Source organism: Chlorogloeopsis fritschii PCC 6912, from assembly GCF_000317285.1.
In the GTDB taxonomy this organism is placed as follows: domain Bacteria; phylum Cyanobacteriota; class Cyanobacteriia; order Cyanobacteriales; family Nostocaceae; genus Chlorogloeopsis; species Chlorogloeopsis fritschii.
In genome coordinates, this window is the sequence record NZ_AJLN01000050.1 from 112,627 (window position 1) to 127,487 (window position 14,861).

A 14,861-nucleotide genomic window follows, 5' to 3' on the forward strand; every position below is an offset into this window, starting at 1 on the left:
GATGCAACCACCAATTTCAGTTGGCACTGTTCTGCAAAATCGTTATCGGCTGATTCAAATTCTCGGTCAGGGGGGGTTTGGTAGAACTTATCTGGCAGAAGATCAAAGGCGTTTTAATGAACTGTGTGCCATCAAAGAATTGATTCCCAACACCACAGATCCTGCCGCTTGGCAGAAGGCACAAGAACTTTTTCTGCGAGAAGCGACAACTTTATATCAAATCCAACATCCACAAGTACCGCAATTCCGAGAAAGGTTTGAACAAGAGCAGCGCTTATTTTTGGTGCAAGATTACGTTGCCGGGAAAACTTACCGCGATTTGTTAGAAGAACGCAAATCCTCTGGAGGTATATTCACAGAACAAGAAGTATGGCAATTATTATGTTCGCTGTTACCAGTATTAGAATATATTCACAATCAAGGCATTATTCATCGGGACATTTCACCAGATAATATTATTTTGCGAGAGCTTGATAATAAGCCAGTTTTGATTGACTTTGGAGTAGTCAAAGAACTAGCAACGCGATTGCAATCCCCTAACTCGACAGCGTCGGCAACTTATGTAGGAAAATTAGGTTATTCCCCTAGCGAACAAATGCAAACGGGGCAAGCGTATCCTAGTAGTGACTTGTATGCGCTGGCAGTCACGGCGATCGTTTTGCTTACTGGTAAAGAACCCCAAGAATTATTTGATGAAAATCAGCTGAGTTGGAATTGGCAACAATGGGTGAGAGTGAGTCCGCGATTTACTCAAATTTTAAATCGGATGTTGAGTTATAGACCGGGCGATCGCTTCCAAAGTGCCAGGGAAGTATTACAAGCTTTAGAATCTCCAGAACAAGCCACACTACCAGTTCAACTTCCACTATTATCTAACGTCCAAACAGTTCCTGTTGCTCGCCGTCCCGATCAAGGATTACAGCCTACACCCAAAAGAACTACTCGTGTAATTCCAGAACCTACTACTAGATCGGTTTTAGATAATCCGTGGGCGATCGCAGCAATTAGCATCGCTGTAATTATTCTGGCAGGTTTTGGTTCTTGGGCATTAGTGCGTTCTCTGCGCAGCCAATCATCGGCACCAGAGGCACCACCGCAAACTTTCCCTTCACCAGTTGTGACTGGTGGCACAACAGAATCACCCACTCCCACTCCCACCGATACACCTACTACTGCACCACCTGCAACACCTGTCATCAAAATTAAGCGCCTCAATTTTGATACATCTAACACATTCAAAGTTGACGATACAATCAAAGCTAATGAGATTGTCCGGTATACTTTTAGAGGACAAAAGGGTCAGCAATTAACAGTCTTACTAGCACAAGAAAGCGGCGTTTTACTTACAGTCTCCGGTGCCAATGGAGAACCGCTTGACAATAGTGCTAAGGCAGTTACCTTCTATCAAGGGACATTGCCACTCACTGATACATACACTATTGAGCTAACTGTAAGCGAAGGAATTGCCGAAAGTGATTATAGTCTCAATGCTAAATTAGAAAACCCAATTCAACCCATACCTACACAAACTCCCACAGAAGCTCCCACAGAAATTCCTTCCCCAATTCCCACAGAATCTCCTCTAGAAGTTCCGACAGAAACTCCTCTCCCAATTCCCACAGAATCTCCCCAAGAAACTCCGATTCAAATCCCAACAGATCTGCCCACAACAACACCACCAATATCTCCCCAGCCAAATCAAAACAACCCTTCTGTTGATGACACAAGCTCCACAGGCAAGGTAAACCCGGCCAACTTAGTAGACAATCAGGTATGAGGCAGATGGCAGAAGGAAACATAATCCACAGTCCAACCTGTCGCCCCTCTTTTTAGGTGATTTGTGGGCAAACGATGTATTACATTGGTTAGTAGTTGGTTGCTAATTGTTAGTTGTTCATTGCTATTAGCTATTAGCTATTAACCATTAACCATTAACCATTAACTACTACTATTGAACGCATTACTGATTACTGGAACAGATACAGAAGCTGGCAAAACTGTTTTGACAACAGCGTTGGCAGCCTATTGGCAAAGATATTGCTCTGCCCGCAGTTTAGGAATCATGAAACCACTGCAATCGGGAATTGGCGATCGCGAGTGGTATCAAAAGCTTTTTTCTCTGGAACAATCTCCAGAAGAAATTACGCCTTTATACTTTCAAGCACCCTTAGCGCCTCCCATAGCTGCAGCTAAAGAAAATCGTCAAGTAGACTTAGCTGTTGTCTGGCAAGCTTTGACAAGTTTGCGCCAACGCCGAGATTTTATTCTCGTAGAAGCCCTGGGAGGACTAGGTTCACCCGTGACAGATGAATTGACAGTGGCAGATTTAGCAGGCGAATGGCGCTTACCCACAGTTTTGGTAGTACCAGTAAGATTAGGTGCGATCGCTCAAGCTGTAGCGAATGTGGCATTAGCGAGGCTAGCACGGGTGCAACTAGTGGGAATCGTTCTTAACTGCGTACAACCCCGTACTGATACTGAAATTACTGACTGGGCACCAGCAGATTTAATTCAATCTTTAACAAATATTCCTGTTTTAGGCTGCTTGCCTTATTTAGAAAATCCCACAGATTTAAACAAACTTGCAGAATTAGCATCCAATTTGGATCTAGAGCGCTTAACTAGTAGTTAAGAGGTAGTGGATAGTGGTTTAGTGGTAAACAACCAACTACTAACTACTGTACGGGAGGCAGCGCGCCCTTGCGGGTTAAGCGCGTCGAGTGCGACTGCCGTGCGGGTTTAGAAGATAAATCATCGGTTTTAGCCGAAAGATAATCAACGAAATCCGCCCCTACTACCTACTAACTACTAACTACCAACAATAATGTGAGCAATGGTTTCGACATTTCCCAACTCAACTAATGTTGATTTATCTCGCGTGCGCCTCTCGATTCGCTTATTGCAACCGTTTCTTGTGGAGTGGCGGCGACGATTTCACCAAAAACCCGAACTGAGTTTTCAAGAAAACCTGACTGCTGAGTTTGTCTCCCAGAAATTGCAAGAATGGGGCATTGAGCATCAAACTGGTATTGCCAAAACTGGTATTGTTGCCACAATTGAAGGTAAAAAACCCGGTTCAGAAAAAGTTCTGGCAATTCGGGCAGATATGGATGCTTTGCCAATTCAGGAACTCAACGAAGTACCGTACCGCTCCCAGCATGATGGAGTAATGCACGCTTGCGGACATGATGGACATACTGCGATCGCTCTTGGTACAGCTTATTATCTCCAGCAACATCGCGAAGATTTCCCTGGTACTGTAAAAATTATCTTCCAACCAGCCGAAGAAGGGCCGGGAGGCGCAAAGCCAATGATTGATGCTGGCGCACTCAAAAACCCTGATGTTGATGCGATTATCGGTTTGCATTTGTGGAATAATTTGCCTTTAGGAACGGTGGGTGTGCGTGCAGGTGCATTAATGGCAGCTGTAGAGTTATTTGACTGCACAATTTTTGGTAAAGGCGGACATGGGGCAATACCCCATCAAACTATAGATTCTGTTGTAGTTGCTGCTCAAATAGTCAATGCCTTACAAACTATTGTTGCTCGTAATGTTAACCCCATTGATTCGGCAGTGGTGACTGTTGGCGCACTTCATGCTGGCACAACACACAACGTGATTGCTGATACAGCAACTATGAAAGGCACTGTTCGGTATTTTAATCCTTCCTACCAAGGCTTTTTTCAGCAGCGGATCGAGCAGATTATTGCTGGTATTTGTCAGAGTTATGGTGCAAATTATGACTTTAAATACTGCGAGCTTTACCCAGCTACAATTAATGATGCAGGGATGGCAGAATTAGTGCGATCGGTAGCCGAAGAAGTGGTAGAAACGCCTGTGGGTATTGTACCAGAGTGTCAAACGATGGGCGGTGAGGATATGTCCTACTTTTTGCAAGAGGTGCCTGGTTGCTATTTCTTCCTTGGTTCTGCTAACCAGGCGAAAAATTTGGCGTATCCCCATCATCATCCTCGGTTTGATTTTGATGAGACTGTGTTGGCGATGGGTGTGGAGATGTTTGTTCGGTGTGTGGAGAGATTTTTGAGCAATAGCCTTGGCGAATAGAATTCGCGGCTAGACAAACAAAACCCACCTGGTGTAATTAAAGGCAATCTGTCCCAGGTTGCCCAAACACAATGAAGATATAATTGCGTGAAATTTGATCTCATTTTCTTAAACCCGCGTAGACGGGTTTTGTCTCGTGTAGCTGCGATTTCCAATTGCCAGGTATGTGATTTAAGTATTGATTAAACCGTGTGGCTTATAGCCTCTCTGGGTTAAGCACAAAGCGATCGCATTCTTTTTGAGTCAAGACACCCATGTGATTTAATCACAAGGCAATGAAAAGTATTTTTCCTTCTGCCTACTGCCTCCTGCCTTATTTTCTAGTTGCACTAGTTAACAAAGGCGTTGCTGATTTAGGCTATGAAAATAATTTTTCGTAATGCCAAAACCCCTGCCCAGACGCGATATATCGCGTCTCTACACATCAAATTCATACTGCGATTCAGCAACGCCTTAACAAAAGCTCTTACTCTTCTGCCGTAAACTACATTTACGACAGTTCAAGAGGTAATAGGTGCATTGGAGAGATTACTAAAACTATCAAGAATTATTGATGCTTGCAATGAATGCATTGGTCGATATACCAGTTGGTTGGTGCTAGTAATGGTGACACTCGGCGTGTGGAATGTTGTCGGGCGATGGCTGGGACGTTTTAGCGGCAGCAACCTTACTTCTAATGCCTACATAGAAGCGCAATGGTATATTTTTGATTTAGTTTTCTTGTTGGGAGCAGCTTACGCGCTAAAACACAATGAACACGTTCGAGTCGATATTTTCTATAGTAATTGGCAGCGCAAGCGCAAAGCACTAGCAGACCTTGTAGGTACAGTATTTTTTCTGATACCTTTCTGCATCATGGTTATAATTTTTTCTTGGGATGCAATCATTGCTTCGTGGCGAATTTGGGAAGCATCACCCGATCCTGGTGGTTTGCCGCGCTATCCGATTAAAGCGATGATTATTGTCGGTTTTGTGTTGCTGATTTTTCAAGGAATTTCTGAGGCAATTAAAAACTTAGCGATTCTCACAGGCAAACTCGAATCCCAGGAGGAACGCCATGACGTTTGATTATGAGTGGCTTGGCCCTACAATGTTTGTGGGTGCTTTGGTATTGCTGTCATTGGGTTATCCAGTAGCCTTCTCGCTGGGTGGGGTGGCGATTTTATTTGCTGCCATTGGTATTGCACTGGATGTATTCGATCCATTATTTCTCACTGCCATGCCCCAGCGGATTTTTGGCATCATGGCAAACTACACCCTACTTGCTATCCCTTACTTTATCTTCATGGGCGCAATGCTGGAGAAGTCTGGGATTGCAGAAAGTTTGTTAGAAACGATGGGGATTTTATTAGGGCGCTTGCGTGGCGGGCTGGCGCTTGCTGTGGTATTGGTAGGGGCACTTTTGGCAGCAACTACAGGTGTAGTAGCGGCAACAGTGGTAGCGATGGGTTTGATTTCTTTACCGATCATGCTGCGCTATGGTTACAACAAAGAATTAGCTACTGGTGTAATTGCCGCATCGGGAACTCTAGGACAAATTATCCCGCCGAGTGTGGTGTTGGTTGTACTAGGGGATCAGTTGGGTATATCGGTGGGCGATTTATTCATTGGTTCGGTGATTCCCGGTTTGATGATGGCGGGTGCTTATGCTGTTCATGTCTTAGTTATAGCTTTCTTGAAGCCAGAGGTAGCACCTGCTTTGCCTGCTAATGTGCGAGATATTGGTGGTAAAGCTTTGGCAGGACGAGTAATTCAGGTAATGCTGCCGCCTTTAGTGTTGATTTTACTGGTATTAGGCAGTATATTTTTTGGCTTTGCCACGCCAACAGAAGCAGGTGCTGTGGGTTGTGCAGGGGCGATCGCACTAGCTGCTGTTTACCGTGAACTAACTTTGGAATCGTTACGCCAAGTCTGCGATTCTACTCTTCGCATCACCAGTATGGTGGTTTTTATCTTGCTTGGTTCCACAGCTTTCAGTTTAGTCTTTCGGGGATTAAATGGCGATCAATTTATGTTCGATGTGCTTGCCAATCTTCCCGGCGGCGAAATTGGCTTTTTGATTGTCAGCATGACAGTGGTATTTATTCTTGGCTTTTTCATCGACTTTTTTGAGATTGCCTTCATAGTCGTGCCTTTATTTGTGCCAGTTGCTCAGAAGTTAGGCATTGACTTAGTTTGGTTTGGTGTAGTCTTAGGAGCAAATCTGCAAACTTCTTTCCTTACACCTCCCTTTGGTTTTGCCCTGTTCTATTTGCGGGGTGTCGCACCTAAAGAAGTTACTACAACTGATATCTACCGCGGTGCCGTACCGTTTGTTCTGCTTCAGTTATTAGTACTGGTGCTAGTTATTGCTTTTCCGGGGATTGTTGGTTTTTTGCCTTCTTTGGCACGCTAAGAGTTCGCCACAGATAACCTTGAGGCTACTCGTTTACTAGCTGCATACGATGCATTTATCAATGATGCTCCAACTTGTTTCACGCTTTGTACCAGTTCGACACCTGCTTTTTCTGGTGAACCTACCCCAAATGGAGGTGAAGGATTATACTCAAGCATCAATTCAATGAATTTACCAGTCTCCTCACCACAAAGTATTCCTGCGATCGCCAGAGCAAAATCAATCCCCGCCGTTACACCCCCACCAGTAATTCGGTTGCCATCTACAACTACTCTTTCTGTACTGACTTGTACCCCCATTAACTCTAGTTGCTCTCGAAATGCCCAATGAGAAGCTGCTCGATATCCTTGTAACAATCCAGCTGCTGCCAAGATTAAGGAACCCGTACAAACGGCAGTCACATACTTAGCTGTCTTGCCATGTGCTTGCAAAAATGCCAGTACTTCCTCATCTTCCATGATTTGGACGGTGCCAAAAACTCCACCCGGTACACATAACACATCCAGTTGAGGACATTCAGCAAAAGTGGTGGTGGGTAAAATTGTTAAACCGCCATTGCTCACCACAGGTTCGAGGGACTTCCACAATAATAAAACACGAGTATTGGGCATTGAACAAAAGACTTGGTGCGGCCCTGTAATATCTAATTGGGTCATGTCTGGGTAAATGACTAAACCAATAGTGTGTTGGCGCTGATTATTCATACAGGTAATTGCAAATGCTTTGATTCACACAGTTATCCTAAAGCTAATTACCTGAACTGCAAATTACCCAGTTGAGTACTTTTTCACCATGTCTGAAAGCTTTCATGCATTAATTCACAAGATAGCGATCGCTCGCGATGAATTCCAACTACGCCTGCATTACATGGATGCAGTGGGAGAGTTGTTTAATTGCCAACACTGGAGTATTTATTTGCATGACAGCCAAGGACAACGTACTACTATTGATATCAAAGGCTTACCAGATAGCTTTATCGATTACTACCAAAGTGTTGGTGCGGCTATCGATCCAGTGATGCAGTATGTGATTGAAAACCATGCACCTGCTCACGAGCAAGTAATTTTTACTGAGGCAGCTTGGAAACAGAGCCGATTATATCAAAGCGGTTGTGGTAAAAAATATGACCACGAACATATTATGACAGGGCCGATCGTTGGGCAAGGAAAACTAATTGGCACAGTTCATTTTGCCCGAACCAGTGGAATAACAGCCTTCAATACAGTGGATTTATTGCATTTGAGCGCGCTTTGTGCCCATTTTTCAGCACAACTAGCATTTTTGAGAACACAACAAGAGTTCAGGCGATCGCAACAAGCGACTTGTCTAACTCCGCGAGAGTTACAGATTGCCTCCTTAGTTGCAAACGGCTTAACTAATGCAGAAATTGCTGCCGAACTTTGGATTAGCCAAAATACGGTAAAGCAGACTTTGAAACGAATTTTTCAGAAGTTGGATGTATCAGCACGAGCAGAGATGGTAGCAAAATTGCAATTGTTTTGCTGATTTCACCAGATTTTAACTGTTTCATACGCAGATAAATTTTCCAGTTGCTCTCGGAATACTTAAGAGAAGTTGCTCAATACCCTTGTAAAAATTCAGCTCCGCCAAGACTAAAGAATTTGTAAAAACAAGTGTTGTATTGTGAGCGCCACAGAAGAGTATTTTGTTAATTGCTGTATATAAACACACAAACAGAATAGTTGTATTTTCCCTAATAAATTGGTAATATTACGGATATAAAGTTTCCAATTTAAGCTTGGCAAGAAAATAAAAACACTCTTTCCCACGATATCGAAGATTTATTCCTTTTTATAGCGGATTGATAGAGATTATATAAGCTTCCGCGAACTAAGAGGTGGTAGTGACTTATACGTTGGTGAAGGTTGAGTGCGGGTTGTTTGGATAGGCTGGAGCTTTGCTGAAAAGGCAAGGTAAAAATTCTATCTGTGATGTGGAGTTGCTAAGTAAGGAAAAATACAAAACCAAAGGATTTGAGAATGCGTCTGAGAAAGCTAGTCAGCTATGGGATTCTTGTAGTGGTATTCGTTATCGGGTTCGGTTTCACGACAATTGCTCGTGGTTCTGGGAATCCACCCGCAAGTGAAAAGATTGAGTTTGCCCAACAAACGAGCGATCTGATGCTCAACACTTTATTCGCGGCGCTGACGCAGGAGTTCGATGAGACTACGCCGGATAACGTAGAGCAGGGCAAGGAGTCCATATCGCTGATATTTAACGATAAGAACAGGGATATGCGGCTAGTCGGCACCCTCGATCCGCTCCGGGAAAGCGATCGCCCCCGTGACAACTTCGAGCGTCAAGCAAACGAACTAGCGCTGGCAGGGCAGGCATATACATCCGTCCAGCGCGTGGACGATCAATGGTACTATCGACGCTCAATTCCCCTCAGCAACTTCAGGGCGGAGTGTGCGCTCTGCCATGCCAATTTCCCAGCTGGCCCCACCTCAGATTGGGTAGGTGCACTCATGCTCAGGGTGCCAATCAGGGAGTAAGAAACTTCCAAAAAAAGCTAAGAGTCAATGTTGTCATCGGCAGCATTGACTTTCTGTTTTGGGTACTTTTGCGAAAAGTAGCGATCGCCCATCGTAAGTAGAAATTTATCTATACCTAACGAAGTAAATATTTATTCACAACTCTTTACAAACTCTAGTAGAATGATTCTATTAACAAAAGTAAGTATTTATTCTCATTGACATGATAGCGGAGCGATTTCCCTGGCTTACCGCGATTGTCCTACTGCCCTTAGTTGCTTCCCTGCTCATCCCTGTGCTGCCTGATAAAAATGGCAAGCGCGTGCGGTGGTATGCCTTAGGTGTAGGTATCGCAGACTTTGTCTTAATGTGCTATGCCTTTTGGAAGCATTACGATACGAGCAGTGCTAGTTTTCAACTCGTGGAAAATTATGCCTGGATACCTCAGTTAGGTCTAAACTGGGCATTATCGGTCGATGGGCTGTCAGTTCCACTTGTACTGCTAGCAGGATTTGTGACGACACTCTCGATGTTTTCAGCATGGCAAGTTGATCGTAGACCTCGCCTATTTTACTTTCTGATGCTGGTGCTTTATGCCGCACAGATAGGGGTATTCGTCGCCAAAGACTTGCTGCTGTTTTTCATCATGTGGGAAGTCGAACTGATTCCTGTCTACCTACTCGTTTGTATTTGGGGCGGGCAGAAGCGCCGCTACGCGGCAACAAAGTTTTTACTATATACAGCAGCAGCTTCTATATTTATTCTGGTAGCAGCGCTAGCTATGGCGCTCTACGGTGGCGGCATCATGACCTTTGATATGGTTGCCCTTGGCATGAAGGATTACCCACTAGGTCTAGAACTGCTGCTTTATGCGGGATTGCTGATTGCGTTTGGCGTTAAGCTTGCTGTGTTCCCCATGCATACCTGGTTGCCTGATGCCCACGGTGAAGCATCGGCTCCCGTATCAATGATTTTGGCAGGTGTGCTTTTAAAAATGGGCGGTTACGGACTGATACGCCTCAACCTTGAGCTTCTTAGCGATGCACACATTTACTTTGCACCTGTTTTAGCAATTCTGGGTGTTGTTAACATTATCTATGGTGCGTTGAACTCCTTTGCCCAGTCGAATATGAAGCGCCGCCTAGCCTATTCGTCGATTTCCCACATGGGGTTTGTATTGCTGGGTATAGCGTCGTTTACCGATTTGGGAATCAACGGTGCGATGTTACAGATGATTTCCCACGGCTTAATTGCATCGGTGCTATTCTTCTTAGCAGGGGTGACTTACGATCGCACCCACACGATGGCAATGGAAAATATGGGTGGTATCGGGCAAGCCATGCCCAAAGTATTTGCCCTGTTTACCATTGGTTCAATGGCTTCTTTGGCTCTCCCCGGCATGAGCGGCTTTGCTGGCGAACTCTCGGTTTTTCTTGGTGTGACAACCAGTGATATCTACAGTTCAACCTTCTGCACTGTGACAGTTTTCCTTGCTGCCGTAGGAGTTATCCTCACACCGATTTATTTACTGTCCATGCTGCGACAAGTATTTTATGGCACTGGTGCAGAACTGAAATGTAACCTTACAGATGGAGGCTTGCAGAATCAGGAAGCTGAAGAAGCGGTTTGTTTCGGCACAGATTGTATATTGCCTAATGAGGCAATATACAGAGATGCTAGCCCACGTGAAGTGTTTATCGCTGCCTGCTTCTTGGTGATAATTATTGGTATTGGATTATATCCTAAGATGGCAATGCAGATGTACGATGTTAAGACAGTTGCGGTGAACGCTCAAGTTCGTCAATCATACACCATCATTTCGCAAGAGAATCCTGGTGTCTATGCTCATGGAGTGTTGATTCCTGAAATCGCAAAGCCTGAGGTAACGCCTGTTTTGGCAAATTTGAAGTAAGCTTTTTGACCTCCATTATTCACATCTTGCATCGGTTATGCGATCGCAATTTTTGTAAGGTGGGCAATGCTTAGGATTGGTTCAAAATCTGATTTTTACATTCTAGGTAATGCCCACCCTACTACTGGTAATGAGGGTGAGTAACAAAAAGGGGTAAAATGCAAGCTATTACCAAAAAATTTTGCCTAACTGCAAAACCAATATCAAGGAGTGCCACTTGTGCGTAGCGGAAGAATGCAGATGTTAATGGATAGGACAGCGATCGCACTTTCTACGGCGTGTGCAATTCATTGTTTATTCCTACTAGTTTTCATCGTTATGCTTCCCGCACTAGCTACGACTTCTCTTGGTAACGAAAGCTTTCACCGTTTTCTGCTCTGGTTTGTCTTTCCCATCAGTGCATTGGCTCTGACGCAGGGGTGCCGTCGTCACAAAGATAGAATAGTACTCGCCTTTGGCATCTTGGGGTTGGGGCTTTTAATGGCAACCGCAATTGTCGGGCATGAAGTCGTAGGTGAAGAAGGCGAGCGCTTGGCTACAGTTTCAGGAGCAATGCTCTTGGCATTTGGGCATATTCGTAACTATAGGCTATGCCGCAAGAATAAGTGCAGATTCTAACAAAAACCACAGCTGATTGATATGGAGAAGTGATCGCTCAAACCTAATTACGAATTAAATGCAAAATTTCCTCCGGGTACTCTTCGACTTTCAAATAAATGAAACCCGTTCGCGGGATTGAAACTATCTTTATCTTATGTATCAGTGCTTGAGATACAGCTTTCAAATAAATGAAACCCGTTCGCGGGATTGAAACTATCTTCCAGTTTTATGTAAAAGCGGAATATTTGCCTTTTAAATAAATGAAATCGTTTCCGCTTACATCGAAATTACTCAATATATGAGTCCAAAAGCTCTGCGTTCCTCCGCGCTCACCTTTGCGTTCCTCTGCGTTAAAAAATATTAGGAATTAGGTAGCAGTAATGAAAAACGAACCACAAAGAACACATAGACGCGAAGCGGCTACTTTCAGAAGCCACTTCGTGTCTACCCGCAGGGTAGAGCACAAAGAAATAAGAGTTTTAGAGAGTTTTTGCGTAAGTCCTGAATATATTATTTCGATGCCAACAGATTTGATATCAATCCTGTTTGCGGGATAGAAACTAAAACAACAAGCGATGAGCAATTTTTCATTATCTTTGACTAGATGTCACAAAATTAGCAAAGCTCAATTCATTCACACGATTCCAGTTGTAAATCTGCTCTCTAAAACCTTTCCACTGTTCGTAAACTTGTTTAAAATTCGCATCTTTACTGGCATTTTCTGCAAATATCTCAAAAGAGATTTTCTCAGCCGCTTGCAGAATATCTTGACTGTAGGGAACCAACTTTGTACCGCTAGCAACTAAATTTGAAAGTACTTGCCCATTCAAGGCATCGTACTGAGTGAGCATATTGACGTTAGCTTCATAAGTTGCCGCTTTCAATACTTCTTGATATTCTTTGGGCAAGCGGTTCCAGGCATTCAAATTAACTAATACATCTAAGGTGGGGCCGGGTTCCCACCAACCGGGATAATAGTAGAACTGCGCGGCTTTATTCAAACCCAGCTTTTCATCATCATAAGGGCCAACCCACTCAGCTGCATCAATAGCACCCCGATCCAATGCCAAGAAAATTTCGCCCCCTGGTAAAACTTGTACATTCACTCCCAAGCGAGACATCACTTGTCCTCCCAATCCAGGAATCCGCATTTTTAGTCCCTTGAGATCCGCAACAGACTTGATTTCTCTTTTGAACCATCCCCCCATCTGCGCCCCAGTACTACCCGCAGGAAAGTTAATGACATTAAAGCTGGTATAAATTTTCTGTATAGCTTCTAAGCCACCACCGTGATAAAGCCACGCATTCTGCTGTTGGGCATTTAAACCGAAGGGCACGGATGTAGCAAAAGCTAATGCTGGGCTTTTGCCAATGTAATAATAGCTGGATGTGTGTCCGCATTCCACTGTTCCTCCTTGCACGGCATCTAATACTTGCAATCCTGGCACTAACTCGCCAGCAGCAAAGGGTGTAATTCGGAAACGTCCATTAGTCATTTCCTTAACTCGTTGGGATACAGTTTCTGCACCAATAAAAGTACCTAGAGATTTCGGCCAACTTGTCGCCATCCGCCACCGGACATTTGGCAGCCCAGTTGTCACACCAGGAGATTTACCAGGTCTGCTACAAGATGCTAGGGTAGCAGTAGTGACTGTAGCGATCGCGGCATTTTGAATAACTTGTCTACGTTTCATAAAGTTTTGTAAATTAAAATATAGTCAATTCTCAGGCTAGTGGAATTGAACAATAGTAATGTCTAGCAGTAAAAAGTTAGACTCATATATTGCAATTGTTAACTTTTAACCTCATGACTGGAGAGCAAAACCTTGGGAATAGAACTACGTAGTTTCGTATTTCTCGACAGCTTGCAACCTCAACACGCAGCATATATAGGAACAGTAGCTCAAGGTTTCTTGCCATTGCCAGGGGATACATCGCTGTGGATTGAAATTTCTCCAGGGATCGAAATTAATAAAATTACAGATGTAGCACTCAAAGCTGCTTCTGTACGTCCCGGAGTACAGGTAGTAGAAAGACTGTACGGCTTACTAGAAGTCCATTCTAGCTCTCAAGGTGAAACGCGAGCTGCTGGTCAAGCTATTTTGGCAATGCTAGGAGTCAAAAAAAACGAATGTATCAAACCGCGTGTCGTTTCTAGCCAAATTATCCGCAATATTGATGCTTACCAAGCACAATTAATCAATCGCACAAGAAGGGGACAGCTACTACTGGCAGGACAAACACTGTATGTGTTAGAAGTTGAGCCTGCTGCTTACGCTGCACTAGCTGCAAACGAAGCAGAGAAAGCGGCAGCGATTAACATCCTTGAGGTGCAAGCTGTGGGCAGTTTTGGAAGACTATACTTAGGTGGGCAAGAACGGGATATTCTTGCAGGTGCAGCGGGAGCACGAACAGCAATTGAAAGTGTAGCAGGTAGGACAAATCCCCAGGGTGGGCGTCAGGAATAAAGGAGAGAAGATGGCAAATTTTGAGCATCTGGCTTTACTCAAAGCAGGTGCAGTCACCTGGATTGACTGGAGAAAGCAAAATCCCCTAATTAAACCAGACTTAAGTGCTGCTAACCTCTCTGGAGATAACCTCAGGGGTGCAAACCTCGAAGGAGCAAACTTGAGCAAAGTAGATTTAGATCATGCTTTACTGGTGCGAGCCAACCTCAGTGGTGCAGATCTCAGTAGTGCGAACCTCCACAGAGCAATTTTGATTGAAGCTGACTTGAGTGCGGCTAACTTGAGCGTTGCTAAATTGAGCGGTGCTACACTTACACAAGCAAATCTGACTCATGCCAATCTAATTGGTTCTGATTTGAGTGAGGCGAATCTCAAAGGTGCTTGGCTTGGTAATGCTAATTTAATCGGAACTGAGTTAAAGGGCGCTAACTTCAAAGAAGCAGATTTGGGTGCAGCAAAGCTAATCCGGGCTAATCTCTGTTTTGCCAACTTGATTGCAGCTAACTTAATTGCAGCCGATCTGGGCGAGGCAAATCTGTATGAGGCGGAATTAATAGAGGCGTACCTTTACAAAACTAACTTGTACAAAGCTAATCTCAATAAGGCTCACCTGAGTGGTGCATACTTGTTACGGGCTAATTTAAATGAAGCTGATTTGAGTAAAGCTGACTTGAGATGGACTAACCTCAAAGGAGCAAATTTGGCGGGAGCAAATCTCACAGGAGCAAACCTCACGGGAGCAAATCTTACAGGAGCTAACTTGAGCGGCGTGAATTTTGACGAAACTATTATGCCTGAGTGAGGAGCGATTTAATAAAAGGCGATCGCTCCATAACAAGTGCATGAACAATTCTCTTTCCCCATCCCTTTTGCGTTTAATATGAATTAGCCGAACTCACCTTGAGTCGCACCAAATAATAGATTG

Annotated in this window: 13 protein-coding genes and 1 pseudogene; 11 read left to right on the forward strand and 3 right to left on the reverse strand. The window is 44.1% G+C overall.

Annotated elements, in window-relative coordinates:
- Position 1: 1 nt before the first annotated feature.
- From UYC_RS0107160 to UYC_RS0107170, 3 genes are all read left to right on the forward strand, one after another.
- Positions 2-1,777 (forward strand): serine/threonine-protein kinase, encoded by a 1,776-nt coding sequence (locus tag UYC_RS0107160; protein WP_016873840.1) that lies wholly within the window; start codon positions 2-4, stop codon positions 1,775-1,777.
- Between the two features lie 174 nt (positions 1,778-1,951).
- On the forward strand, positions 1,952-2,632 hold the full coding sequence (bioD, locus tag UYC_RS0107165; RefSeq protein WP_016873839.1) for a dethiobiotin synthase: 681 nt from the start codon (positions 1,952-1,954) through the stop codon (positions 2,630-2,632).
- A gap of 201 nt (positions 2,633-2,833) precedes the next feature.
- The gene (locus UYC_RS0107170; RefSeq protein ID WP_016873838.1) at positions 2,834-4,066 is read left to right on the forward strand and encodes a M20 family metallopeptidase; all 1,233 of its coding nucleotides are present in this window, start codon (positions 2,834-2,836) and stop codon (positions 4,064-4,066) included.
- 29 nt (positions 4,067-4,095) lie between these two features.
- On the opposite strand, the pseudogene UYC_RS40300 reads toward UYC_RS0107170, so the two are convergent.
- A pseudogene (locus UYC_RS40300) lies at positions 4,096-4,170 on the reverse strand (IS200/IS605 family transposase); the annotation flags it as partial.
- Positions 4,171-4,585: 415 nt separating this feature from the next.
- On the opposite strand from UYC_RS40300, the gene UYC_RS0107175 reads away from it, so the two are divergent.
- A complete protein-coding gene (locus tag UYC_RS0107175) occupies positions 4,586-5,134 on the forward strand; it encodes a TRAP transporter small permease subunit (protein WP_026087398.1) in 549 nt (182 codons plus the stop codon).
- Positions 5,124-6,461, forward strand: a complete 1,338-nt coding sequence (locus UYC_RS0107180) for a TRAP transporter large permease (RefSeq protein ID WP_016873836.1) — start codon at positions 5,124-5,126, stop codon at positions 6,459-6,461. The genes UYC_RS0107175 and UYC_RS0107180 overlap by 11 nt, the downstream gene beginning before the upstream one ends.
- Here the strand turns inward: UYC_RS0107180 and UYC_RS0107185 are convergent.
- On the reverse strand, positions 6,458-7,165 hold the full coding sequence (locus tag UYC_RS0107185; RefSeq protein ID WP_016873835.1) for a DJ-1/PfpI family protein: 708 nt from the start codon (positions 7,163-7,165) through the stop codon (positions 6,458-6,460). The genes UYC_RS0107180 and UYC_RS0107185 overlap by 4 nt on opposite strands.
- An 88-nt stretch (positions 7,166-7,253) precedes the next feature.
- On the opposite strand from UYC_RS0107185, the gene UYC_RS0107190 reads away from it, so the two are divergent.
- From UYC_RS0107190 to UYC_RS0107205, 4 genes are all read left to right on the forward strand, one after another.
- Positions 7,254-7,967 (forward strand): LuxR C-terminal-related transcriptional regulator, encoded by a 714-nt coding sequence (locus tag UYC_RS0107190; protein ID WP_016873834.1) that lies wholly within the window; start codon positions 7,254-7,256, stop codon positions 7,965-7,967.
- A gap of 749 nt (positions 7,968-8,716) precedes the next feature.
- Positions 8,717-8,977, forward strand: coding sequence for a hypothetical protein (locus tag UYC_RS39395; RefSeq protein WP_235082897.1), 261 nt, complete (start codon positions 8,717-8,719; stop codon positions 8,975-8,977).
- A gap of 202 nt (positions 8,978-9,179) precedes the next feature.
- A complete protein-coding gene (locus UYC_RS0107200) occupies positions 9,180-10,868 on the forward strand; it encodes an NAD(P)H-quinone oxidoreductase subunit 4 (RefSeq protein ID WP_016873832.1) in 1,689 nt (562 codons plus the stop codon).
- Between the two features lie 219 nt (positions 10,869-11,087).
- A complete protein-coding gene (locus UYC_RS0107205; protein ID WP_268743985.1) occupies positions 11,088-11,486 on the forward strand; it encodes a MerC domain-containing protein in 399 nt (132 codons plus the stop codon).
- 572 nt (positions 11,487-12,058) lie between these two features.
- Here the strand turns inward: UYC_RS0107205 and UYC_RS0107210 are convergent.
- Positions 12,059-13,162 carry a TRAP transporter substrate-binding protein gene (locus tag UYC_RS0107210; protein ID WP_016873830.1) on the reverse strand — a complete coding sequence of 368 codons (1,104 nt, stop codon included), beginning with the start codon at positions 13,160-13,162 and terminating at the stop codon, positions 12,059-12,061.
- A 132-nt stretch (positions 13,163-13,294) separates the two neighbouring features.
- On the opposite strand from UYC_RS0107210, the gene UYC_RS0107215 reads away from it, so the two are divergent.
- On the forward strand, positions 13,295-13,936 hold the full coding sequence (locus UYC_RS0107215; protein ID WP_016873829.1) for a beta-carboxysome protein CcmP: 642 nt from the start codon (positions 13,295-13,297) through the stop codon (positions 13,934-13,936).
- Between the two features lie 10 nt (positions 13,937-13,946).
- Complete coding sequence (locus UYC_RS0107220; RefSeq protein ID WP_016873828.1) at positions 13,947-14,738, forward strand: pentapeptide repeat-containing protein; 792 nt, start codon at positions 13,947-13,949, stop codon at positions 14,736-14,738.
- Positions 14,739-14,861: the final 123 nt, after the last annotated feature.

Bases quoted from the DNA above. Each gene is read 5' to 3' on its own strand.
- UYC_RS0107160 (WP_016873840.1), top strand. From the start codon at position 2: ATGCAACCACCAATTTCAGTTGGCACTGTTCTGCAAAATCGTTATCGG.
- UYC_RS0107170 (WP_016873838.1), top strand. From the start codon at position 2,834: ATGGTTTCGACATTTCCCAACTCAACTAATGTTGATTTATCTCGCGTG.
- UYC_RS0107180 (WP_016873836.1), top strand. From the start codon at position 5,124: ATGACGTTTGATTATGAGTGGCTTGGCCCTACAATGTTTGTGGGTGCT.
- UYC_RS0107185 (WP_016873835.1), bottom strand. From the start codon at position 7,165: ATGAATAATCAGCGCCAACACACTATTGGTTTAGTCATTTACCCAGAC.
- UYC_RS0107190 (WP_016873834.1), top strand. From the start codon at position 7,254: ATGTCTGAAAGCTTTCATGCATTAATTCACAAGATAGCGATCGCTCGC.
- UYC_RS39395 (WP_235082897.1), top strand. From the start codon at position 8,717: ATGCGGCTAGTCGGCACCCTCGATCCGCTCCGGGAAAGCGATCGCCCC.
- UYC_RS0107200 (WP_016873832.1), top strand. From the start codon at position 9,180: ATGATAGCGGAGCGATTTCCCTGGCTTACCGCGATTGTCCTACTGCCC.
- UYC_RS0107210 (WP_016873830.1), bottom strand. From the start codon at position 13,162: ATGAAACGTAGACAAGTTATTCAAAATGCCGCGATCGCTACAGTCACT.
- UYC_RS0107220 (WP_016873828.1), top strand. From the start codon at position 13,947: ATGGCAAATTTTGAGCATCTGGCTTTACTCAAAGCAGGTGCAGTCACC.